Source organism: Nocardia sp. NPDC003726, from assembly GCF_053586955.1.
In genome coordinates this window covers 92,046-114,280 of the sequence record NZ_JBSFNF010000021.1, presented here as the reverse complement: position 1 = coordinate 114,280, position 22,235 = coordinate 92,046, and the positions used below count along the sequence as shown (strand labels likewise).

The 22,235-nt window shown below is 68.4% G+C and carries 25 protein-coding genes; 10 read left to right on the top strand and 15 right to left on the bottom strand.

Annotated elements, in window-relative coordinates; all coding sequences use genetic code 11:
• The first annotated feature begins 1 nt into the window (after position 1).
• The 4 genes from sdhA (at position 2) to ACWDMM_RS25120 (ending at position 3,601) form a co-directional block, all read left to right on the top strand.
• On the top strand, positions 2-1,801 hold the full coding sequence (gene sdhA / locus ACWDMM_RS25135) for a succinate dehydrogenase flavoprotein subunit (RefSeq protein WP_195080507.1): 1,800 nt from the start codon (positions 2-4) through the stop codon (positions 1,799-1,801).
• Positions 1,801-2,574, top strand: coding sequence for a succinate dehydrogenase iron-sulfur subunit (locus ACWDMM_RS25130; protein WP_195080506.1), 774 nt, complete (start codon positions 1,801-1,803; stop codon positions 2,572-2,574). The genes sdhA and ACWDMM_RS25130 overlap by 1 nt, the downstream gene beginning before the upstream one ends.
• Positions 2,575-2,762: 188 nt before the next feature.
• Positions 2,763-3,179: a prevent-host-death protein gene (locus ACWDMM_RS25125; RefSeq protein ID WP_195080505.1), complete on the top strand. Its 417-nt coding sequence runs from the start codon at positions 2,763-2,765 to the stop codon at positions 3,177-3,179.
• Positions 3,176-3,601 carry a cytotoxic translational repressor of toxin-antitoxin stability system gene (locus ACWDMM_RS25120; RefSeq protein WP_195080504.1) on the top strand — a complete coding sequence of 142 codons (426 nt, stop codon included), beginning with the start codon at positions 3,176-3,178 and terminating at the stop codon, positions 3,599-3,601. Before ACWDMM_RS25125 ends, ACWDMM_RS25120 begins: the two co-directional genes overlap by 4 nt.
• A 61-nt stretch (positions 3,602-3,662) precedes the next feature.
• Here ACWDMM_RS25120 and ACWDMM_RS25115 read toward each other — a convergent pair whose 3' ends face one another.
• The 3 genes from ACWDMM_RS25115 to radC all read right to left on the bottom strand — a co-directional run bounded on the left by ACWDMM_RS25115 (position 3,663) and on the right by radC (position 6,124).
• Positions 3,663-4,676: a MerR family transcriptional regulator gene (locus tag ACWDMM_RS25115; RefSeq protein WP_449939828.1), complete on the bottom strand. Its 1,014-nt coding sequence runs from the start codon at positions 4,674-4,676 to the stop codon at positions 3,663-3,665.
• Positions 4,670-5,356: a HEAT repeat domain-containing protein gene (locus tag ACWDMM_RS25110; protein WP_449939847.1), complete on the bottom strand. Its 687-nt coding sequence runs from the start codon at positions 5,354-5,356 to the stop codon at positions 4,670-4,672. Before ACWDMM_RS25110 ends, ACWDMM_RS25115 begins: the two co-directional genes overlap by 7 nt.
• Before the next feature lie 63 nt (positions 5,357-5,419).
• The gene (radC, locus tag ACWDMM_RS25105) at positions 5,420-6,124 is read right to left on the bottom strand and encodes a RadC family protein (protein WP_449939825.1); all 705 of its coding nucleotides are present in this window, start codon (positions 6,122-6,124) and stop codon (positions 5,420-5,422) included.
• Positions 6,125-6,258: 134 nt separating this feature from the next.
• Between radC and ACWDMM_RS25100 the strand changes: the two genes are divergently transcribed.
• Positions 6,259-6,558, top strand: a complete 300-nt coding sequence (locus tag ACWDMM_RS25100; RefSeq protein ID WP_195080501.1) for a DUF6881 domain-containing protein — start codon at positions 6,259-6,261, stop codon at positions 6,556-6,558.
• 18 nt (positions 6,559-6,576) lie between these two features.
• Here ACWDMM_RS25100 and ACWDMM_RS25095 read toward each other — a convergent pair whose 3' ends face one another.
• Positions 6,577-6,774: a type II toxin-antitoxin system VapB family antitoxin gene (locus ACWDMM_RS25095; RefSeq protein WP_357208750.1), complete on the bottom strand. Its 198-nt coding sequence runs from the start codon at positions 6,772-6,774 to the stop codon at positions 6,577-6,579.
• A gap of 107 nt (positions 6,775-6,881) precedes the next feature.
• Here ACWDMM_RS25095 and ACWDMM_RS25090 point away from each other — a divergent pair, with 107 nt between their 5' ends.
• Both ACWDMM_RS25090 and ACWDMM_RS25085 read left to right on the top strand, forming a co-directional pair.
• Positions 6,882-7,403: a DUF4396 domain-containing protein gene (locus tag ACWDMM_RS25090; protein ID WP_357112807.1), complete on the top strand. Its 522-nt coding sequence runs from the start codon at positions 6,882-6,884 to the stop codon at positions 7,401-7,403.
• A 128-nt stretch (positions 7,404-7,531) separates the two neighbouring features.
• Complete coding sequence (locus tag ACWDMM_RS25085) at positions 7,532-8,428, top strand: phenylalanine 4-monooxygenase (RefSeq protein WP_449939822.1); 897 nt, start codon at positions 7,532-7,534, stop codon at positions 8,426-8,428.
• Between the two features lie 21 nt (positions 8,429-8,449).
• Here the strand turns inward: ACWDMM_RS25085 and ACWDMM_RS25080 are convergent, their stop codons facing one another.
• Entirely contained in the window at positions 8,450-9,061 is a 612-nt protein-coding gene (locus ACWDMM_RS25080) for a TetR family transcriptional regulator (RefSeq protein ID WP_195080497.1), read from the bottom strand.
• On the bottom strand, positions 9,051-10,565 hold the full coding sequence (locus ACWDMM_RS25075; RefSeq protein ID WP_195080496.1) for an MFS transporter: 1,515 nt from the start codon (positions 10,563-10,565) through the stop codon (positions 9,051-9,053). The genes ACWDMM_RS25080 and ACWDMM_RS25075 overlap by 11 nt, the downstream gene beginning before the upstream one ends.
• Before the next feature lie 120 nt (positions 10,566-10,685).
• Between ACWDMM_RS25075 and ACWDMM_RS25070 the strand changes: the two genes are divergently transcribed.
• Complete coding sequence (locus ACWDMM_RS25070; protein ID WP_195080495.1) at positions 10,686-11,987, top strand: D-alanyl-D-alanine carboxypeptidase family protein; 1,302 nt, start codon at positions 10,686-10,688, stop codon at positions 11,985-11,987.
• Positions 11,988-11,991: 4 nt separating this feature from the next.
• Here ACWDMM_RS25070 and yhjD read toward each other — a convergent pair whose 3' ends face one another.
• The 3 genes from yhjD to ACWDMM_RS25055 all read right to left on the bottom strand — a co-directional run bounded on the left by yhjD (position 11,992) and on the right by ACWDMM_RS25055 (position 15,081).
• Complete coding sequence (gene yhjD / locus ACWDMM_RS25065) at positions 11,992-13,011, bottom strand: inner membrane protein YhjD (RefSeq protein ID WP_195080634.1); 1,020 nt, start codon at positions 13,009-13,011, stop codon at positions 11,992-11,994.
• Positions 13,012-13,095: 84 nt separating this feature from the next.
• Positions 13,096-14,127, bottom strand: a complete 1,032-nt coding sequence (gene trpS, locus ACWDMM_RS25060) for a tryptophan--tRNA ligase (protein ID WP_195080494.1) — start codon at positions 14,125-14,127, stop codon at positions 13,096-13,098.
• Between the two features lie 21 nt (positions 14,128-14,148).
• Positions 14,149-15,081: an oxygenase MpaB family protein gene (locus ACWDMM_RS25055; RefSeq protein WP_195080493.1), complete on the bottom strand. Its 933-nt coding sequence runs from the start codon at positions 15,079-15,081 to the stop codon at positions 14,149-14,151.
• A gap of 228 nt (positions 15,082-15,309) precedes the next feature.
• Here ACWDMM_RS25055 and ACWDMM_RS25050 point away from each other — a divergent pair, with 228 nt between their 5' ends.
• Entirely contained in the window at positions 15,310-15,945 is a 636-nt protein-coding gene (locus ACWDMM_RS25050; protein WP_323124648.1) for a TetR/AcrR family transcriptional regulator, read from the top strand.
• Between the two features lie 9 nt (positions 15,946-15,954).
• On the opposite strand, the gene ACWDMM_RS25045 is transcribed toward ACWDMM_RS25050, so the two are convergent.
• The 3 genes from ACWDMM_RS25045 to ACWDMM_RS25035 are packed head-to-tail and all read right to left on the bottom strand — an operon-like array spanning position 15,955 to position 17,692.
• Positions 15,955-16,449 carry a barstar family protein gene (locus tag ACWDMM_RS25045; RefSeq protein ID WP_357112791.1) on the bottom strand — a complete coding sequence of 165 codons (495 nt, stop codon included), beginning with the start codon at positions 16,447-16,449 and terminating at the stop codon, positions 15,955-15,957.
• Positions 16,449-16,937, bottom strand: coding sequence for a ribonuclease domain-containing protein (locus tag ACWDMM_RS25040; RefSeq protein ID WP_357112788.1), 489 nt, complete (start codon positions 16,935-16,937; stop codon positions 16,449-16,451). The genes ACWDMM_RS25045 and ACWDMM_RS25040 overlap by 1 nt, the downstream gene beginning before the upstream one ends.
• Positions 16,934-17,692 (bottom strand): exodeoxyribonuclease III, encoded by a 759-nt coding sequence (locus ACWDMM_RS25035; RefSeq protein ID WP_449939816.1) that lies wholly within the window; start codon positions 17,690-17,692, stop codon positions 16,934-16,936. The genes ACWDMM_RS25040 and ACWDMM_RS25035 overlap by 4 nt, the downstream gene beginning before the upstream one ends.
• 80 nt (positions 17,693-17,772) lie before the next feature.
• Here ACWDMM_RS25035 and ACWDMM_RS25030 point away from each other — a divergent pair, with 80 nt between their 5' ends.
• A complete protein-coding gene (locus tag ACWDMM_RS25030) occupies positions 17,773-18,663 on the top strand; it encodes an alpha/beta fold hydrolase (RefSeq protein ID WP_323124649.1) in 891 nt (296 codons plus the stop codon).
• A gap of 426 nt (positions 18,664-19,089) precedes the next feature.
• Here the strand turns inward: ACWDMM_RS25030 and ACWDMM_RS25025 are convergent, their stop codons facing one another.
• The 3 genes from ACWDMM_RS25025 to ACWDMM_RS25015 form a co-directional block, all read right to left on the bottom strand.
• Entirely contained in the window at positions 19,090-20,334 is a 1,245-nt protein-coding gene (locus tag ACWDMM_RS25025) for an acyl-CoA dehydrogenase family protein (protein ID WP_195080488.1), read from the bottom strand.
• A gap of 26 nt (positions 20,335-20,360) precedes the next feature.
• Positions 20,361-21,236: an SDR family oxidoreductase gene (locus tag ACWDMM_RS25020; protein ID WP_195080487.1), complete on the bottom strand. Its 876-nt coding sequence runs from the start codon at positions 21,234-21,236 to the stop codon at positions 20,361-20,363.
• A gap of 67 nt (positions 21,237-21,303) precedes the next feature.
• A complete protein-coding gene (locus tag ACWDMM_RS25015; RefSeq protein WP_195080486.1) occupies positions 21,304-22,179 on the bottom strand; it encodes a MaoC/PaaZ C-terminal domain-containing protein in 876 nt (291 codons plus the stop codon).
• Positions 22,180-22,235 lie beyond the last annotated feature (56 nt).

The following is a 22,235-nucleotide window of genomic DNA, read 5'->3' as shown; positions in this document are numbered from 1 at the left end:
CATGAGTGAGCGCAGCGAACGAACCATCGGGACTGGTGAATCTCGTCCTGTCCAGGAGCACCGCTACGACGTCGTCATCGTCGGCGCGGGCGGCGCGGGCATGCGCGCCGCGATCGAGGCCGGCCCGCGGGTTCGGACGGCGGTGCTGACCAAGCTGTACCCGACGCGCAGCCACACCGGCGCGGCGCAGGGCGGCATGTGCGCCGCGCTGGCCAACGTCGAAGAGGACAACTGGGAATGGCACACCTTCGACACGGTCAAGGGTGGTGACTACCTGGTCGACCAGGACGCCGCGGAGATCATGGCCAAGGAGGCCATCGACGCGGTGCTCGACCTGGAGAAGATGGGCCTGCCGTTCAATCGGACGCCCGAGGGCAAGATCGACCAGCGCCGCTTCGGCGGGCACACGCGCGATCACGGCAAGGCCCCGGTCCGCCGGGCGTGCTACGCCGCCGACCGCACCGGCCACATGATCCTGCAGACGCTGTACCAGAACTGCGTCAAGCACGACGTGGAGTTCTTCAACGAGTTCTACGTGCTGGACCTGGTGCTCACCGAGACCGATCGCGGCCCGGTCGCCACCGGCGTGGTCGCCTACGAGCTGGCCACCGGTGACATCCACGTCTTCCACGCCAAGTCGATCGTGTTCGCGACCGGCGGCTCGGGCCGGATGTACAAGACCACCTCGAACGCGCACACCCTGACCGGCGACGGCATGGCGATCGTGTTCCGCAAGGGCCTGCCGCTGGAGGACATGGAGTTCCACCAGTTCCACCCGACGGGCCTGGCCGGGCTCGGCATTCTGATCTCCGAGGCGGTCCGCGGCGAGGGCGGCATCCTGCGCAACGCCGACGGCGAGCGGTTCATGGAGCGCTACGCCCCCACCATCAAGGACCTCGCGCCGCGCGACATCGTCGCCCGCTCGATGGTGCTCGAGGTGCTGGAGGGTCGCGGCGCGGGACCGAACAAGGATTACGTCTACATCGACGTGACCCACCTCGGCGAGGACGTGCTCGAGGAGAAGCTGCCCGACATCACCGAGTTCTCCCGCACCTACCTGGGCGTGGACCCGGTGAAGGAATTGGTGCCGGTGTTCCCCACCTGTCACTACGTGATGGGCGGCATCCCGACCCGCATCCGCGGCGAGGTGCTGCGCAACAACAGCGACATCGTCCCCGGCCTCTACGCCGCGGGTGAGTGCGCGTGCGTCTCGGTGCACGGCGCGAACCGTCTGGGCACCAACTCGCTGCTGGACATCAACGTGTTCGGCCGCCGCGCCGGCATCGCCGCCGCGGAGTACGCGCAGCGCAGCGAGTTCGTCGAGCTGCCGGAGAACCCGGCGGGGATGGTGCAGGACTGGCTGGCCCAGCTGCTGAGCGAGCACGGCGACGAGCGGGTCGCCGACATCCGCACCGAGCTGCAGCGGTCGATGGACAACAACGCCTCGGTGTTCCGCACCGAGGACACGCTCAAGCAGGCGCTCACCGACATCCACGCGCTCAAGGAGCGTTACGCGCGGATCACCGTGCAGGACAAGGGCAAGCGCTACAACAGCGACCTGCTCGAGGCCGTCGAGCTCGGCTTCCTGCTCGAGCTGGCCGAGGTCACCGTGGTCGGCGCGCTCAACCGGAAGGAATCGCGCGGCGGCCATGCCCGCGAGGACTACCCGGACCGCGACGACGTCAACTTCATGCGCCACACCATGGCCTACAAGGAAGGCTCGGAGCTCCTTTCGGACATCCGCCTGGACTTCAAGCCGGTGGTGCAGACCCGTTACGAGCCGATGGAGCGTAAGTACTGATGACTGCTGTTGCCGAAGCACCCTCTTCGCAGACGCCCGCTCCGGTCCCCGAGGGCTCGGTGATGATCACCGTGAAGGTGGCCCGGTTCAACCCGGAGGACGACAAGGGCGCGCACTGGGAGTCCTTCCAGGTGCCGGTCCTGCCGACCGACCGCTTCCTGAACGTGCTGATCTACATCAAGTCCTACCTGGACGGCACGCTCACCTTCCGTCGTTCGTGCGCGCACGGCGTGTGCGGTTCGGACGCCATGCGGATCAACGGTGTCAACCGGCTGGCCTGCAAGGTGCTGATGAAGGACATGCTGCCCAAGGAAGGCAAGTCGATCACCGTCACCGTCGAGCCCATCCGCGGCCTGCCCGTGGAGAAGGACCTCGTGGTGAACATGGAGCCGTTCTTCGACGCGTTCCGCGCGGTGAAGCCTTACCTGATCACCTCGGGTAACGAGCCCACCCGCGAGCGCATCCAGAGCCAGGCCGACCGCGCCCGGTTCGACGACACCACCAAGTGCATCCTGTGCGCCTGCTGCACCACCTCCTGCCCCGTGTACTGGAGCGACGGCAGCTACTTCGGCCCGGCCGCGATCGTGAACGCCCACCGCTTCATCTTCGACAGCCGCGACGAGGGCGCCCGCGAACGCCTCGACATCCTCAACGACGTCGAAGGCGTCTGGCGCTGCCGCACCACCTTCAACTGCACCGACGCCTGCCCCCGCGGCATCGAGGTCACCAAGGCCATCCAGGAAGTCAAGCGAGCCTTGCTGTTCACCCGCTGATTTCACGGATCCAGCCGAACCGAAGGCCGCCTCCATCAATGCGATGGAGGCGGCCTTCGCCGTTTGTGAGGCGGACTGCCCGCATCGGCGGTCGCCGGCATTCGCAGCCTGGCGACCAGTACGTGGCGTACTTGACGTACTTGTAGAAGGGCGGGATTATGGAGACGCAGCGATTCTGGAGGTGACCGATGTCAGCGGTGCACTATGACAGCTACACCGACGCGCGTGCCCATCTCAAAGAATTGTTGGATGCTGCCGTACGAGGACGTGTGGCGACGGTACGGCGCGACGCCGAGTACGCCGCGGTGGTCGATGCTGAACGGCTCCGCTACATGCTTGCGAAGGTTTGCCCGTCCGGTGCGGAAGTGGTTGCCGAGAACGGGGGATGGTCGGTGTTCCTACCAGGGTTGCCGGTGGCCGCTGACGGCAGCACGCTCGATGAAGCCATAGACGAGACGATCGCCGCGTTGCGCGAATACGCCGAGGACTGGCAAACCAGGCTCCGCGATGCACCGAACCATCGGGAGAACTGGGGCCTCATTCAGCTGATCGGCCTGAGCAACGACGCCCAACTTCGGGAATGGCTGGTCGGAGCCGCCGGATGACCTGGCCGCAGCCGACTCGCAAACGCCACGAACAGTTTTGCGAAATCGAGGGGTGGGAGCGGATACGGGATGCACGAGGCCGCACTGGAACCCACCACATCACTTACGAATTGGGCCTACCGGACGGCCGAATTCTGCGCACACGCATCTCCCATCCCGTCGATCGCACAACTTACGGCTCCTCTCTGTGGGCGCACATCTTGCGGGACCAGCTGGACGTAACGGAGGATTCGTTCTGGGAATGCGTCTTGAACGATGTGCTGCCGAACCGCGGTGTTCCAGAAAAGCCCAAGTCATCATTGCCCATCGACCTCGTGCACTTGCTGATTCAGCGAGTCGGTCTCACCGAGGACGAAATCGCCCTGATGACCCGGGAGGAAGCGATCACTCGCATACAGCGGTTCTGGACCGAAGGCCGCTGAAACCAGATTGCCGACCACGGCGCCCCGGGAATGCTCGAGCAAGAAGTCGAGCGAGCGTCCTTCATCCGTCAGACCGTTCTTCGAGCGTTGCCGCGAGGGCCGAGGCGAGGGCGGCCACGGCGCGATCGTCGTCGCGGGCCAGTTGACGCAGGGTATTCAGCGCGATGGCGCCCGGCATCTCGGCGAGCGCTTGGGTCAGGCGTAGCCGCACCGCTGAATCACCCTTGTGTTCGTTCAGCTCGTCGGCCAGCGCGCTGATGATCCGGCCGGCCCACTCCGGGGCGCGCGCCAGCGTCCCCAGGATCTCGGCCGCCTCGACATCGTTCGGGCCCTCGACCACTGTGCCGACGAGCGCGGGCACGGCCAGTGTCATGCCGCGCGCGCCCAAGGAGAGAGCGGCACGTCTGCGGACCGTCGCGTCCGGGTCATCGAGCGCGCTGGTGAGCGCCGCCGTGGTCTCGTCGCCCGGTAGTTCGGCGAGCGCCAAGACCGCGCGCCGCCGGATGTCGACGTTGTCGGAGGCCAGGCCGGCCGCCACGCTCGCCGCACTGTCACCGCCGGCTCGCGCGAGCGCCCACCGCAGTGCTCCGGCCACGTACGGATCGGATTCGGTGAGCACCGCCTCGGCCAGCAGTTCGGCGGGTACCGACACGTCCTCGGCCGGGGCCAGGACCGCCTGCTGTCGTTGGGCGGCGTCCGGCGAACCGAGCCCGCGCAGGAGTTCGACGATGCGCAGGGCGTCTTGCCAGCCGGACGGTTCGGCGGCATCGACCCTGCGCAGTCGCTCGAGCAGTTCCCGCTCTCGGTTCAGTCGTTCTTCTGTTTTCCGGATGAGGTCGCCGACCAGCGCGGACGGTGTGAATCCCGCGTCGTCGAGCGCGCGTCCGATCTGGCTCAGCGACATTCCCAGGGACCGCAGCCCCTCCACATGGAAGATGCGCCGGATGTCCTCCGGGGAGTATTCCCGGTAGCCGCCCACGGTGCGGCCGGTCGGTCGCACCAGCCCGAGGGAGTCGTAATGCCGGAGCATCCGCGCGCTCACCCCCGAGCGCCGCGCCACCTCACCGATCAGCACGCAGTTGTCTCCTCCCGATCCGGACCGAGCGCGACAACCCGTTTCGCCTGATCGACGGCGAGGTCGAATCCGGCCTCCGGATCGCGCAGGAGTCGCTCGGTGGCGCTCGCATGCGCACGCACCACCGGGTCGTCGCTCGCCGTCGCCGCCCGGAGGACCGGCTCGACCACGTCACCCAGCGCGACGAGAGCGCGGCTCAGGCTCAACCGTACGTCCCGGTCACCGCGCCCGAACTGCGTGGCCAGCTCCGCGGCCAGACTTTCCTTCTCCCCCTCGGGCGCGAGGACGACGGCAGCGCGCCAAGCGGTCCGGGCTACCTCGTCATCGGCATCGTGCAGCAAGGACCGCGTGATCGCGGGCCAGGCGTCCTGGTCGCCGATCTTGGACAACGTGTGCAGCGCCTGACTGCGCGCCTGAGGACGCTCCGAACCCAGCTCCGCGCGGAGTTTCGGCACCGTGATCGCCGATGGCAGCCGCGTCAGCGCCCACGTGAGCATGTCGCGCACGAAGAAGTCCGGCTCGATCGCGCATCGTTCGATCAGCGCGTCGACGAAGCCGGGATCGGGATGCGTGCCGATCGCGAGGGCTGCCTCGAGCCGCGTCGATGAGTTCTTCGCCGCCAATGCGCCGAGCAGTCGGGTGTGTTGTGGATTCCTGTTTGTCGAATTGATGGGGACCACCTCCGACAGCCAGTGAAGGCCTTGACACAGTGCGAAGGTCAAGCGCGAGTTCCGGCTCACACTTCATGCAAGGCCCGGGGACGGTGGCTCTGGTAGGCCCGCGAACCTCGGAGCACTGGTCCACTTCTCCCCGGCCACCACCACGTGGTCCAGGAAGCGGAGGCCGACGGTGCGGGCCGCTTCGATGAGGAGGGTGGTGGTGTGGCGGTCGTCGGAGCTGGGGGTCGGATCGCCGGAGGGGTGGTTGTGCACGATGGCGAAGGCGCGGCCGTCGTGGCGCAGGACGGTGTTCAGGACTTCCCGGACGGGGACGGCGACCTGGTCGACAGCGCCTTCGGCGACGAAGACCTTCTGGCGGAGGCGGTTCTGCGCGTCGCAGACCAGGACGAGCAGACGCTCCACCCGGCAGCCCGCGAAGAGCGGGAGAGCGGCGGCGGCCACATCGGCGGGGCTGGTGAGCCGGATCGAAGCGTCCGGCCTCCCGCGTGCCCGCGCGCCGAGGTGGAAGGCGGCGATGATGGCGGCGGCCTTGGCCACGCCGATGCCCGCCCGACGCGACAACTCCTCCGGACGCGCCGACGCCAAGCCGGCCAGCCCGCCGTGCTCGACCAGCAGCTCCACCGCCAGATCCAGCGCGCTCGCACCGCGCCTGCCGTGCCGCAGCAACAATGCGAGCAACTCCGCATCGCTCAGCGCTTGCGGGCCGAGCGCCAGCAACCGCTCGCGCGGCCGCTGCGTTACCGGCACGTCGATGAGAGAGACCGCCATGACTTCCACCCCTCGGTCACGCCAACAGTGCCCGGGATTCTGCCAGGGACCACCGACACCTCGGCCGCACCCATATGCTGGCTGATGTGCGGTTCGGTAGCCGAGTCGGTCGCGAGCTGGGGAGCTGAGGGGCGATGTGGTACCTGAAGGCGCAATGGCACCATGATTTCGACGACGAGCCGGTCGAGCTGTTCAGTGAGATCGGCGACGACGGTTTCGAGGTACGCAAGGTCGAGGTGTTCCGCGACGGGCACCGCGACTGGGCCGATTCCGGCCGCGGCACCGGCACGACCGAACTCGGGCAGATCCCGGTTCCGACGCCGGACGAGCTGAGCGCGGAGACCGAGTTCACCGCACTCCAGATCGACGCCGGAGAGTTCGATGAGGTCTGGCAGCGCGCTCTCGATGAGCAACGGCCCGCTTCGCCCAGGTAGGCCGCCGGTCGGAAGGGCCTAGCGATCCATCACGGCGATATCGGGTAGCCCGACGAACGCCTTCGCGGCCAGGCGCTGCAGATTGTGCAGCTGGCGCTCGTGCACGACGATCCGGCGCAAGGCCTCGTTGACGGTGGCGGCGCTGGACGATGTGCCCATGATGGCGGCGGCCGCGGCGAGCAGGTCCTGGTCGAGATCGATCCGCACGGATTTCATGCGCCCTCCTTCATACTTTCGCCATCTTGCGGCATAACGCCCGTTCATGTCCGGCAAATCGCGAACTCGGACTTGCGTAAATACCCTACGGGGGTATAGTTCCTGACATGGAACACAGGCACCACCCCGCGGCCGAACATGTTTCCCACGCCGCGCACGCCGGACAGCACACCGGGCACCACTCCCCCGCTACCTGGCGGATGGCGGCCATGGCCACGCTGCACTGCCTCACCGGCTGCGCCATCGGCGAAATCCTCGGCATGGTGATCGGCACCGCGCTGGGCTGGAACAACACCGCGACGATGGCGCTGGCCATCGTGCTGGCGTTCGTGTTCGGCTACGCGTTGACCATGCGCGGCGTGCTGCGGGCGGGCCTGCCGCTGTCGGCCGCCATCGGCACCGCGCTGGCCGCCGACACGGTGTCCATCACGGTCATGGAGATCGTGGACAACGCCGTGATCCTCGCCGTCCCCGGCGCGATGGACGCCCACCTGGACACCATCCTGTTCTGGATCACCCTCGCCTTCGCCCTGGCAGTGGCCTTCGTGCTGACCACGCCGGTCAACAAGTGGATGATCGGACGCGGCAAAGGCCACGCGGTGGTGCATTCGCTGCACGGCGCGCACTGATCAGCACGCCGCCCGATCCGCGCCGTCGGATGACACGACGACCCGCCCGCAGCCCGTTCAGCTAGGCAGATTGTCCAGCTGAACGGGCTTTTGTTGTCGCCGCGTGCCGGTGGTGCTTGCATCGAGTCATGTTCAGCGAGGCGCAGTTGTACTCGCCGGTGACCCGCACCGGCGACGGCGACGTGACCGTGCACCTGAGCGACGAGCACCCCGGTGTGCACGATCCGGAATACCGGGCCCGGCGCAATGCCATCGCCGCGCTGGCGTTGGATTACGCGCCGGGCAAACCGCCGCCGCACATCGCCTACACCGAGCAAGAGCAGCAGGTGTGGCGGATCGTGTCGGCCGAACTCGCGCGCAAACATCGCACCTATGCCAGCGCGGAGATACTGACGGCCGCCGAGGCGCTGTCGTTGCCCACCGATCACATCCCGCAGTTGGACGAGGTGTCGGCGGCACTCGCACCGCTGACCGGATTCCGCTACGCACCGGCCGCGGGACTGGTGCCGCTACGAGAGTTCTTCGGTTCCTTCGCCGATCGGATCTTCCACTCCACGCAGTACATCCGGCATCATTCCGCACCGCTGTACACGCCCGAGCCGGACGCCATCCACGAGATCATCGGCCATGCCAATCAGATCGCCAGCCCGCGTTTCGCGGCGATCTACGCGACCGTCGGCGCCGCGGTCGCGCGCCTGAACACCGATCGCGCGCTGAAATTCCTCGCCGACGTCTTCTGGTTCTCGATGGAGTTCGGCGTCGTCCGGGAGCGCGGCGAGGTGCGGTGCTACGGCGCGGGCCTGCTGTCGTCCTACGGCGAGATCGAGGAGTTCCGGCACGCCGAGCTACGCCCCCTCGACATCGCCCGGATGGGCACCGCGACCTACGACATCACCCACTATCAGCCGACGCTCTACTGCGCGGACTCGATCAGCGAGATCGAGGACGTGATCGGCGGCTTCTTCGCGACCATGGACGACGACACACCCGACCGTCTGCGGCACGGCAGCCCCGTCGGCGCGTAGCGGTGCGGCCGGATCGAGATGTCAGGACTCGCGCCTCGGTCCGAGCGGCATGCCCGCGTCCAGGAAATCCAATGTGCGAGTGATGTTCTCGACGTTCAAGGGCGTCATCGTCGCCATGGCGAGTGCCGCGCCCGCCATCGCGCCCGCCGCCACCCGCACCTCGAAGTCGTCGGCGGGCCTGCCGAGATGGTCGGCAAGCAGGCCCGCGATGAGGTCGATGCTGCGAATGATCTCCAAGCCGATGGCCGACCGCAGCTCCGGCACGTGATAGAGCAGCGCCTGCCGCTCCTGCTCGAACGCCAGCTCGGCGGCGGGCAGATTACCGAAGACTTCGAGCACCGCGTTGCGGAAGGCCGCCATCGGTCCGATGTCACGCGGCTGACGCCGCAGCGCTTCGATCATCGCCGGATCGAGATCGTCCGCGAGCACCAGCTGTTCCTTGGACGGGAAGTAGCGGAAGAAGGTGCTCGGCGAGACATCGGCGGCCGCGGCGATCTGCTCGATCGTCGTCTCGTTGTAACCCTGCTCGCGGAACAGCCGGAAAGCCTCGACGCGGATCGTCCGGCGGGTCCGTTCCTTCTTCCGCTCGCGCAGACCCTGCGCCGTCCCGTTCGCGGGTAGCTCAACCGACATGAATCGATTCTGCCGCACCCGGCTCCGGCGACCGGGCCGGTTGCCGCGTGCGCACCGATGTCGCCGTGAGCACCGCCGCCAGCACGCACAGCGCGGCGCAGGTCCACAGCATCGCGCTCATGCCGCCGAGGAAGGCCACCTGCACCTGGTGCAGCATCGACGGATCACCCAGCTTGCGGGCGGTGGCGACACCCGCGTTCACGCCGTCGGCGATCGGTTCGCGGTCGAGCTCACCCAGGTCCGCCCGGTACCGGGTGGACAGCACGGTGCCCAGCACCGCTACGCCGATGGTGCCACCGGCCTGGCGCAGCGCCTGCAACAGCGCGGAACCGGAGCCGGAGCGTTCGGCGTCCAGGTCACCCATCGCCATGCCCATGGCCGCGGGCATCACCAATCCCATGCCGGCGCCGAGCAGGGTCAGCCACAGCGCGGCGAAGCCGTAGCCGCTGTCCACCGTGGTCAGCGCGCCCAGCGCCAGCGAGCCGGCCAGCAGGGCGAAACCGGCGGCCACCACCACGCGCACGCCGAGTTTCGGCAGCACTCTGTCGACCAGCCTGCTGCCGACCAGCAAACCGCCGATCAACGGAAGCAGCCGAAGGCCGCTGCCGAGCGCGTCCACGCCGAGCACCGCCTGGAAGTACTGCGGAACGGTGAAGAACATGCCGAACATGGCGAAGTTCACCACGATGGAAAAAGCTGTGCCCCAGCGGAATCCGTCGGCGGCGAAGAGACCGAGATCGATCAGCGGATGCGCGGTCCTGCGCTGCCACAGCAGGAAGGCGGCCAGCAGCAGCACACCGGCCGCGACGATCGCCCAGGCCGGGCCGTCGCCCCAGCCTTTCTCACCGATCCGGATGAAGCCGTAGGTGAGTCCGAGCATGCCCGCCGCGGACAGCGCGACGCCGGGCAGATCGATCCGGAAGCGCTGCGCGCTGCGCGACTCGGGCACCAGCGCGGCGACGGCGCACGCGCCGATCACGACCATCGGCACGTTGATCAGGAACACCGAACCCCACCAGAAATTGCGCAGCAGCCAGCCGCCGACGATCGGGCCCAGCGGCAGGCCGATCGCGGTCGAGGTGATCCAGATGGTGAGCGCCCGCTGCAGTTCGGCGGGTTCGGGGAACAGCGCGGGCAGCACCGACATCGACAGCGGCATCATCGCCGCCGCGGCGATGCCGAGCACCACGCGCGCCGCGATGAGTTCGCCGGGCGAGCCGGCCACGGCGCACGCGATGGACGCCACACCGAACAGCGCCAGGGCGGCGAGCAGGAACTTCTTGCGGCCGTAGCGGTCGCCGAGCGCGCCCGCGGGCAGCATCACGGCGGCCAGCGCCAGCGTGTAGGCGCTGCTGAACCATTGCAGCGCGGCGGTATTCGCGTTCAGGTCGACGGCGAGCGTCGGCAGCGCCACGGTCAGCACTGTGACATCGAGCCCGATGGTCAACATCGCCACGGCCAGCGCGCCGAGGGCGAGCCAGCGACGGGCCGAGTCGGTCTTCATGACGCCTCCAAAAATGATAGCTACAGTAATTTGATAGTAGCTTTCATTTAGTAGTGACTGTCAATACCGCCGCGGGGACGGCATGCTCGATCACCGGATCGCTCGCTAGGCTCATCGGCGATGAAGATCACTCGCCGTGCCTTGCTCTGCGTAGGCGCCGTGCTCGCCGTCGCCGCGCTCGGAGCGACAGCCGCGCCGTCCGTCGCAGCGCCGAGCACCACCACGCCGTTCACCACCCCGAACACCGACGGGTGCCCGCAGAAGACCTCGCCGCCGGCGCCGATCGACACCTCCGAGGTGCCCGCACCAGGACAGCCGGCTCCACCGCCGCTCCCGATTCCTTCCCCGCCGATCGGGGGCGCGCGCCTCGGCGAGTGCGGAGTCGTGCTTCCCAAGAACGCGCCGCCCGCTCCACAGGACATTTCGGCGACGGCGTGGCTGGTGGCGGACCTGGACACCGGAGAAGTGCTGGCCGCGAAGGACCCGCACGGCCGCTACCGTCCCGCGAGCACGATCAAGGTGCTGCTGGCCACGCTGGCGCTGCGCACGTTGAATCTCGACAAAGTGGTCATCGGCACGCAGGCCGACGCCGACGCCGACGGCACAAGGGTCGGCATCGGGCCCGGCGGCCGCTACACCAACCGGCAGCTCATGCAGGCCCTGATCATGGCTTCGGGCAACGACGCGGCACATGCCATCGCCGCGCAACTCGGCGGCGACGCCGCGACGGTCGCCAAGATGAACGACCTGGCGAAATCGTTGCGCGCCATGGACACTCGCGCGGCCACCCCCTCCGGACTCGACGGCCCCGGCATGAGCACGTCGGCCTACGACCTCGCCGTGCTGTTCCGCGAGGCGATGACCATCCCGCTGTTCGCCGAGCTGATCCACACCGAGCAGGTCGACTTCCCCGGCTACCCCGCCGACCCCTCGATTCCCGGTGACACCGACCGTCCCGGCTACCCGATCGGCAACGACAACCAGCTGCTCTACAACTACGACGGCGCCCTCGGCGGCAAGACCGGCTTCACCGACGACGCGCGCCAGACCTTCGTCGCCGCCGCCCAGCGGGGCGGCCGCAGGCTCGCCGTCACCCTTCTCAAGGCCGACGTGCAACCGGTGCGGCCGTGGGAGCAGGCCGCTCGCCTGCTCGACTACGGGTTCGCGCTACCCCGCGGCGCCGTGATCGGCAACCTGCCCGGCGCGGTGGTGCCCCAGCGTGACCAGAGCGGAGTCACTCTGGCCGCGCCGCCGACGCCGGACTCCGGGCCGGCCACGGCATCGGCGCCGGGAAGCGATCCGTCCGCCATGCCGCACACCGGGGATCACCGCACCGGCGCGCGAACCGTGCTGATCATCGGCGGCGTCCTGGTGGTCGCCGCTCTGCTGCTAGGGGCACGGCGCGCGACCCGGCGGCGCTGACCGATCAGCGCCTGCGCAGACCGGAAAGGGCAAGAGCCGCAAGCGCTCCCGCGCCGAAGAAGGCGGCGCCCACCCCCATCGATACGTCACGCGCACCGACCCGCGGCGCGATCACGGCCGGTCCCGGCGCGGGGACCTCCGCCTCCGGCTCGTTCTCCGCGGCGGTGGCGGCCCATGCGGTGGCGAACAGGACGATGCGGTAGGTGACGTAGCTGAACACCATCAGGCCGATGATCGAGCCGAAGGTGGCGCCCGCCGGACTGCTGAGCACCGATTGCAGATAGATCGAAGCGACGATCTTGAACACCTCGAAGACCAGCGCGGCCAAGCCGGCCGCTCTGGCGGCACTGGCCAGCGTCACCGGTTCCCGGGGCAACCGTGCGATGGCCCACGCGAACACCGCCCAGGAGGCGAGGAATCCGAGCGCGATCGACGCCAGCGACAGCAACACGCCCGCACCGGGCAGGTCGCCGAGGCCGAGGTCGTCGAGCAGCTGGCTGCCCAGCGAACTCGACGCCAGCGCCGACAACCCGAGCGAGACGGTGAACGCGAGACCGAGACCGATCAACGCGCCGAGATCGGACAGCTTGGTCATCAGCCAGTTACCGTCCGGGGACTTCTGATCCCATTGCTCGGTGAGCGCGGCGCGCAGGTTGGCCATCCAGCCGAGCCCGCTGTAGACGCCGGTGACCAGGCCGAGCACGCCGACTGTGCGCCGGGATTGGACCGCCTGATCGATCAGGTCGTTGAGCTGGGTGCCGAACGAGCCGGGGATGTTCTCGACGATCTTGCCGCGCAATTCGTCCAGCAGTTCCGGATTGTTGTACAAGACCACGCCCGCGACCGCGAAAGCGACCATGAGCAGCGGAAACAACGACAACACGGTGAAATACGTAATGCCTGCCGCGTAGTAGTCACCCCGTTGCCGCTGATAGCGCCCCGCAGCGCGGACCAGATGGTCCAGCCACGGTTTCGCCTGAATCCGGCGTTCGATCCCGGCTTTGACGTTGTCGATCACCTGCACCATTCGCCCCTTCGGCCGAGAGACCCCGCACCGGTGATACCCGGTCGAGCGGGCGACAACCGCCCGGCGAAGGAGAGCAGCCGCTCAGCGACGCAGCAGACCGACCCGGTCGTAGACCTGTGCGAGGGTGTTGCCTGCGATCTCTCGCGCGCGCTCCGCGCCTGCGGCGAGTACGCGGTCGAGTTCACCTTGATCCGACATGTACTCTTGCACCTTCGCCCGCAACGGCGTGACAAATTCCACCAGCGCGTCGGCCACATCGGCTTTCAGCTCGCCGTAACCCTTACCCTCGAAATCCTTTTCCAGGGTGACGATCGGCGCACCGGTCAGCGAACTCAGGATCACCAGCAGGTTGCTGACGCCCGGCTTTCGCTCCGGGTCGTAGCGGATCTCGCGTTCGGTGTCGGTGACCGCGGATTTCACCTTCTTCGCGGTGACCTTCGGGTCGTCGAGCAGGTTGATCAGGCCCGCGTCGGTGGAGGCCGACTTGCTCATCTTCGCGGTCGGGTCCTGCAGGTCGTAGATCTTCGCCGTGCCTTTGACGATGTGCGCCTCCGGCACCACGAACGTCTTCTTGAACCGAGTGTTGAAGCGCTGGGCCAGGTTCCGGGTCAGTTCCAGGTGCTGACGCTGGTCCTCGCCGACGGGTACCTGATGGGCGCGGTAGAGCAGGATGTCCGCGGCCATCAGCACCGGGTAGGTGAACAGGCCGACGGTCGCGTTCTCCGCGCCCTGCTTCACCGACTTGTCCTTGAACTGGGTCATCCGGCTGGCCTCGCCGAAACCGGTGATGCAGCTGAGCACCCAGGCCAGTTCGGCGTGCTCGGGCACCTGGCTCTGCACGAACAGGGTCGACTTCTTCGGATCGATGCCGAGCGCGAGCAACTGGGCGGCGGCGGCCTTGGTGCGCAGCCGCAGCTCCTTGGGCTCCTGCGGCACCGTGATCGCGTGCAGATCCGGGATGAAGTACAGCGCGTCGTAGTCGTCCTGCATGGTCACCCAGTACTGCAGCGCGCCAAGGTAGTTCCCGAGATGGAACGAGGAGCTGGTCGGCTGGATCCCGGACAGAACCCGCTGTTTGCGTTCGGCGGCCGGGCTGGGCGCAGGACTGGACATACCCCGATCTTCGCATGCGGCTCAAGCCGAATTTCGCTGCACCCAGTTGCGCGGGTCCACTCCTGGCATGCTCGGCCGTCCCCTGCTGACCAGTTCGTGTTCCCGCTGGGACAGCATCTTGTAGACCGGCGCGCTGGGCCCGGCGAGCGTGCCGCGCAGCATCGGGGGCACCAGCGGAACCGACACGTGCGCGGCGCGCACCGCCCGGGACAGTCCCTGGTAGGCCACCTCCTCCGCCACACCCCAGCGCATCCCGTACATCCGGCGGATGCGTGCCGGCAGACTGCCCTGCACCAGCAGGTAGAACGCGGAGGTGACCTGCTGCAACGGCACGCCCTGCGCGTAGGGGACGCGCTGTCCGGCCAGGTAGGAGCCGACCAGCCGCGCCTCGTCGGTGAGGAACAGTTCGTCGGAGGCGAGGTAGCCGTCGAAGAAGGCCCGGAACTCGGGGTAGCTCGCCGGCGCGGCGTCCACGGGCATGCCGAACAGCTCGCCCCAGCGCACGTAGTCCTGGTAGAGCCCTTCGCGCTCGCCGTCGGTCATGGTGCGCACCAGCAGGTCGTACATCACCTCGGCCGAGTCGAACGTGAAGGCCATCGTCATGAACATCAGGTGCGGATCGAGCGCGGAGTACTCGGTGCCCGCCGGGTGGTGGGCACCGGCGTCCTCCGGCAGCGCCCCACGCACCTTGACGTGCCGTTTCCTGGTGAACGCCAGCGCGCGATCGGCCTCGGCCTTGCTGCCGAGGAACACCGCTTCGAACAGACGGCCGGTCAGCGCCAGCCGGGTGTAGGGCGTCATGCGGTGCTCGGTGTTCTCGGCCGTGCCGACGTAGAGCAGCGGATCGACCGCGCCGATCACCAGAGCCCGCACACCGTAGGTCAGCCCCACCGCCCGCTTGGTCATCACCCGCCGGACCATCGAGTGGTCACTGAAATAGCCGGGCTCGGACATGACCGCCTCCTCGTCGAGAACATCTGGCAATAGCATCCACCAGAACGACGAATTCTGGCAATAGCTGTGTCCAAATTGCTGTGTTCGGCCGCGACTGCGTGGCGGCGTGTTCGCATGCTCGGTCTCAGTGGCCGAGTCTTAAGCGCTACCGACCGCCGCATACGCCGGGGAACCGGCGTGCGCGACGATCGGGGGCACCGGCTTCGGCGTACCTGTAAGAATCGAAGGGTGACGGCGCAACGGACCTATGGGGGTGTTTCCGCCGAGGAGCGCCGGGCGCAGCGGCGTGCGGCGTTGCTGGAGGCCGCGCTCGAGATCATCGGCACGGAAGGGCTGGGGAAGCTGACCGTGTCGGGGTTGTGCGCGCGGGCCGGTCTCAACGAGCGGTACTACTACGAGAACTTCGACAGTCGCGACGCCGTGCTCACCGCCCTGATCGACGGGATCGCCACGGAACTGGCCGCGGCCATCCTCGCCGCCGTCCGCACCGCCGCCACGGACACGCGCGCGACCGCGCACGCCGCGATCACCGCGGGCGTGCACCTGCTCACCGACGACCCGCGCAAGGCGAAAGCGGCCCTGATCGCGGGCATGGCGACGCCGGAACTACGGACCCGAACCACCGAGACGGTGCGAGCGTTCGCGCGGATGGTGGCCACGGAGGGCACGGACTTCTATCGGATGTCCGACTCGGCACCGGCCGCGGTGGTCGACTTCCGGGCGCTGTACCTGGTCGGGGGCCTGGTGCAGACGCTGACCGCCTGGCTGCACGGCGACCTGGACCTCACCCGCGAGGAGTTGATCGAGCAGACCGTCGACGTGTTCGTCCTGCTCGGCGAGGACCTGGCCGAGAAACTGCGGTAACAGCCCCGATCACAGGCGCAGGGACACGTCTTCCAAATCGGGCGCGTCGCCTTGCAGCACCACCCGGAAGAGCACGTCCCGCCGCGACCAGTAGGCCGCGCAGTCGCGCATGGCCTCGGCGAACCAGTCGCGCTCGATCGGCTCCTCGGCGAGCAATCCGGCCGAATCACGCACCACGGCAACGTATCCGGCCCCTTCGCCGAGAAAATCGTCCAGGTCGCGCAGGCATTCGTCGAACGCGTCCTTGTTCTCGCCGAAGTAGTACGGGAACTGGAACGCGGCGGCGAACTCGTCGAAGAGCCGGGCGGTGGTGGGCATCTTCGCGCCGCGCAACTCGCGCACCAGGTATCCGGAGGGCGCCTTGTCCCGCACCCCGCTGAAATCGGCGGCGTCGACGGCGAGGGTGCCGAAGGTGACGCGCGGCGGGGCGAGTTCGGGGCTGGGCGGCGCGTCGTCGGCGTCGGGGCGGGCAAGGAACTGCGACAGCGTGACGGTCTTTGTCATCAGCGCATCCTCGTGAAGGTCTTGTAGTGGTCGCCGGTGTACCAGGCCGAACCGTCGCTGCCGGTGACGATGCGTTCGGCGTCGCGGGATCGGCCGGACTGCTTGGGATTGACGTCCCATTCCTGATAGGTGATCGGTTTACCGGAGCCATCGGTGGCGGGCAGGTCGCCACCCCGGTTCATCCATCGCTCGCCCCCTTTGGTGCCGGGGGCGTTCGCCGAATCCGGCCACCGGCCCGCATCGATCTCCCGCAACGTGGCGTACGCGCGTTCCGGCACACCGGCGGCCTGGGTGACCGGCGACGCGCTGTCCCCACCGCGCGGCGCCGCGCTGGTCGGGGTGACCGTGCTCGTCGCGGCGGTGGTCGCGCGACTCGCCGGAGCGGACGTGGTGGTATCGCCACCGTCGTACAACGCGAGCACCGCGGCGAGCACCACCAAGGCCACCGCGCCGAGCAGGCCGATGCCGCGCTTGATCGACCGGCTCATCGGTACTGCACCGTGACCGGAGCGTGGTCGGACCAGCGCTGATCGTAGGAGGCGGCACGCTCGACCACCGCGTCCTTGGCACGGGCGGCGAGATCACCTCGAGCGAGGTGATAGTCGATGCGCCAGCCGCTGTCGTTGTCGAAGGCGCGGCCGCGGTAGGACCACCAGCTGTAGGGACCGTCGCCCTCCGGGTGCAACTGCCGCACCACGTCGACGTATCCGGCGGCCAGCAGCTCATCGATCCACGCCCGCTCCTGCGGCAGGAACCCGGCCGACTTCAGGTTGCCCTTCCAGTTCTTCAGGTCGCGCTCGGTGTGCGCGATGTTCCAGTCCCCGGCGACCACGAAATCGCCGGTCCGCGCGGTGAGATAGGCGCCGAGTTCGGCCATGAAGCGATACTTCTCGTCCTGGCGCACCGTGCCCGCGTCACCGGAGTGCACATAGACGCTGGCCACGGTGACGTCGTCGAAATCGGCCTCGAGATAGCGGCCCGCCGCCGCGAACTCGCTGCTGCCGAAGCCTACTCGGACCGCGCTGGGCGCCCGCCGGGACAGGATGCCGACACCGGCGCGGCCCTTGGACTCCGGCTCGGCGTGCGACAGCTGCCATCCCGCGTCCAGTGCGGGCGCCAGCGCGGCCGCGACCTGCTCGTCGGTGGCGCGGGTCTCCTGCACGCAGACGATGTCCGCCTCGGTGGCCGCGAGCCAGGCGAGCAAGCCCTTACCCGCGGCCGCGCGGACACCGTTCACGTTCACTGTCGAGATATACGGCACTCCACGACCGTACAATGCTGGTCAGATGAAGTCCCTTGGACACTGCCGTCCAGGAAGGGGTGATGACGATGTCGTCCGACACCTCCCAGTCCTCCTCCGCCGTCACGCGCGGATCCACCCGGGCGAAACCGCCCCAGCCGATCAAGGCATTGCACGTGGGATCCGGCGATCCCCTGCTGTTGCTGCACGGATTCATGATGTCGCCGCACTGCTGGGAGCAGACGGCGGCGCGGCTGTCGACGCACTGCGAGGTGTTCGCGCCCGCGTTCGCGGGGCACTGGGGCGGCGCGCCCACCGGAGGTCCGTCGGTCGATGTGCAGTCGCTGGCCGACCGGATCTGCGAACAGCTCGACGAACTGGGTTGGCGCACCTGCCATATCGCGGGCAACTCGCTCGGCGGGCTGGTCGGCGTCGAACTCGCGCGCCGCGGACGCGCCCGCACCTTGACCCTCATCGCGCCCGCCGGCGGCTGGCACGCGCCCTCGCTGACCCAGTGGCGGATCAACCTGAAATTCCTCTCCCTGATACCGCTCGTCCAGATCGGCAAGCGCATGGGCGGATTCGCCATCGGCAACCCGCTCGCCCAGCGGGTCGCCTTGCTCGCGTTGAGCAAGCAGGCCGCGGCGGTATCCCGGCGCGACGCCGCGGCCGCGCTCGCCGCCGCGCTGCACTGCCCGGCGATGGTGCCGATGATCCTCGGCGCGATGCGCGCGCCCGCACAGGCGGACCTGTCCACCTTGCGGACGCCGGTCCGGCTGCTGCTGTCGGAATACGACCGGGTCATCCCCAACCGCGTCTACGCACGGCGCTACCTGAAGGAACTGCCCGAGTCCGCCGACCGCATCCTGGTCAACGGCGTCGGCCACGTTCCGATGCTGGAAGCACCCGACCGCATCGCCACCCTCATCGCCGAACACGTCTACGCCAGCCGGACGCGGCTGCGGGCTGTGTAGTTTGGTCGCGCCTTCGGCGCGGCGTGTTCGCGGCCCCTTTGTGGCTCGCGTCCGAGTGACCGCCGCTGGCGACTTCGTCGCGGACACGGCGGTCACTCGGACGCGAGCCGGGCCGCGAACGGAACAGGCTCGGTCTCGCTTCGCTCGAAAGACGTAGTGGGGGTGCGCTGGGCGCGTCGGTACCGAACCCCGCGATCAGGCGCGCGCAGTCCATAGAGGCCGGTTGTCGGCTCGGCCGACCACTCGCCTGCCCCCGGGCGTTTCTCCGGGCGGCCGACGTGATCAGGCGGCAACGGCGGCCGACGAGGCCGCTCCGGCCGACCGCCGAGGCAGCGGGCAGCCGGGTCGCGACCGACAAGGCTCCGTCTCGGTCGGCTCCGAACGCGTAAGCGGGACGGTGGTACGCGACCCCGGCCGCGCGGAGAACTACTGCGCCAGAAGACCTTTCGCGATATGGGTCACCTGGATCTCGTTGCTGCCCGCGTAGATCATCAGCGACTTGGCGTCGCGGGCGAGTTGCTCCACTCGGTACTCGGTCATGTAGCCGTTGCCGCCGAACAGCTGCACCGCTTCCATGGCCACCTCGGTGGCCGCCTCGGAGGCGTACAGCTTCATCGCGGACGCCTCCGCCAGGGTCGGGGGCTTGCCAGCCCTGCCCCGCTCCAGCGTGTTGAACACCATGTTCTGCACGTTGATCCGCGCGATCTCCATCTTCGCCAGCTTCAGCTGGACCAGCTGGAATCGCCCGATCTCCTGGCCCCAGAGCTTGCGGTGCTTGGCGTAGTCCACGCACAGCCGGTGGCACTCGTTGATGATGCCCAGCGCCATGAAGGCAACGCCGACGCGTTCGGCGGTGAAGCTGGACCGCGCGCTCTCCCGGCCGTCGCCGCCCTTGTGCTCCTCGGTCTCGCCGAGCAACCGGTCCCGGCCGACGCGCACGTTGTCGAAGAACAGCTCACCCGTCGGCGAGGAGTGCAGGCCCATCTTCTTGAACGGCTTGCCCTGGGTGAGACCGGGCATGCCCTTGTCGAGCACGAAGGCGAGCACCTTGCGGTCGCGCTTGTCGCCGCCCGCGCCGTCGTCGAGCTTCGCGTAGACGATCATCACGTCGGCGTAGGGACCGTTGGTGATGAAGGTCTTCTGGCCGTTGAGCAGGTAATCCTCGCCGTCGCGCTTGACGTAGGTCTTCATGCCGCCGAACGCGTCGGAACCGGAGTCCGGTTCGGTGATCGCCCAGGACGCGACCTTCCGCATGGTGACGATGTCCTCCAGCCAGCGCTGCTTCTGCGCCAGCGTGCCCCGCGACATGATGGTGGTCGCGCCGAGGCCGATGCTCACCCCCATCGCCGAGACCAGCCCCATGCACACCCCGGACAACTCCCCGATGAGCACCGCCATCAGCGATTCCTGTCCGCCGAACGGACTCGCCCCCGAGGACTTCGGCTTCTGTTCCGCCTCCGCGGTCTCGCGCGCCGCTTCCCGCGCCAGCATCTTCTGCACGGCCTCGCCGCCCATCGCGTCGATCCCGAACTCCCGGAACAACTTCCGGATGACGGGGTACGGCGGCAGTTCCCCGCTGTCGAGCGCGTCCAGGTTCGGGCGGATCTCCCTGTCGATGAACGCCCGCACGGCATCGCGGATCATCACATCGGTCTCAGACCATTCGAACATCGTCGTTCTCCTCACATTCCCCGAGGTCAGGGTAGCCGGGCCGCGATGTCGTCGATCAGCCATGGCCCCTCGGTCTCGATGGTCTTCACATCGTGCCAACCGGCCAGCTCGGAGATCGCGCCGCCCTGCACCGCGAACACCTTGCCCGTGATCGGGCAGTCCGCGGCGGCCAGGTAGGCGACCAGCGGAGCGATATTGGCCGGGGCGAAGGCGTCGAACCCGCCCTCCGACGCCTCCGCCTCGGCCGCCAGCATCTCCCCCATGCCGGGAGTGGCGAGAGTGAGCCGGGTGCGCGCGATCGGCGCGATCGCGTTGACCCGCACGCCGTAGCGCGCGAGCTCGTCGGCGGCCACCAAGGTCAGCGCGGCGATCGCGGCCTTGGCGGCGCCGTAGTTGGCCTGGCCCGGGTTGGGCAGGGTGGTGCCCGACGCCGACGCGGTGTTGATCACGGCGGCTTTCGGCTGGTCACCCGCCTTGGACTGCTGCTTCCAGTACGCGGCGGCGTGGTGCAGCACCGCGGCGTGGCCCTTCAGATGCACGGCGATCACCGCATCCCACTGCGCCTCGTCCATGCCCGCGATGAACGCGTCCCGCAGGATGCCCGCGTTGTTCACCACGACGTCGAGGCAGCCGAACTCCGTGACCGCCTGTTCGACCAGCTTCTGCGCCCCGTCCCAGGTGGCGACGTCGTCGGTGTTGGCCACCGCTTCGCCGCCCGCGGCGACGATCTCGCGCACCACTTCCTGGGCGGGCCCGGCGTCGGTCCCCTCGCCCGCGTTGCTGCCGCCGAGATCGTTGACGACCACGGCGGCGCCTTCCTTCGCGAACAGCAATGCGTGCTCGCGGCCGATGCCGCGGCCCGCACCGGTGATGACGGCGACCCGTCCGTCCAGTACGCCCATGTGTTGTCTCCTGCATTCGTGCCGAATCCGGCGAAGTGAAGCGGCGGACATCGTGCCGCCGCGCTGGTCAGTCGGCGATCTCGGCCAGTCCGTCGCTGAGCACGACATCGTCGCCGCGCACGGTCTCGAAGGCGTAGCGGGTGACGCCGTCGGCGGATTCCGCCTTCCAGATGCGGGTCTCCAGATCGTCACCGGGGAAGACCAGCTTGGCGAAGCGCACCGCGAATCGCCGGAGCCGGTGCACGTCCGACTCCGCGACCTCGGTGAGCACCGCCCAGGACGCGAACGCCATGGTGCACAGCCCGTGCGCGATGATGCCGGGCAATCCGGCGTCCTTGGCGACCTGCTCGTCCAGGTGCAGCGGCACGGGGTCGCCCGAGGCGGGCGCGTAGCGGAAGGTTTGGTCGTGGTCCACGTGCTGCGCCACGACAGCAACCGGATCCTGTTCGCGCAGCCGTTCGTCGAATTTGTGCGCCGGAGCGGCGGCACCGACCGTCCGGCCCGCGTCGATGTTGCGGAAGAAGGCGGTGAGGTACTGGTCGTTGACCGGTTCCCCCGCCTCGGTGCGGCATTCGATGCGGATGGTGATGGTCGTGCCGTTGGGGCGGCTGGTGTAGCCGATCGCCTTGGCGCGCGACACCAGCCGGTCGCCGGGACGGATCGCGCGGTGGAAGTGGAAGTCCTGCTCTCCGTGCACGACCCGGCCGAAGATGTCCATCGGCGCGACATCGATGACGGGCATCATCATGGCCTCGAAGACCGGGACGATCGCGAAGACCGGCCCGGCCACCGTACCGGCCAGGTGCGCGGCGATCGGATCGTTCGTGGCGGCGGCGTACTGCGCTATCCGGTCGGCCGTGACCTCGAAACGTTCCTCGTCCGACCACGTCTCCAAGCCGCTGTCATCGAATTCGACAGCGCGCGCACCGGTACCGGCGCTCATGCTGTTTCCATTCCGGCACGAGCGGGGCCCTGCGTGGTCACACTCCGCTGCCGCCT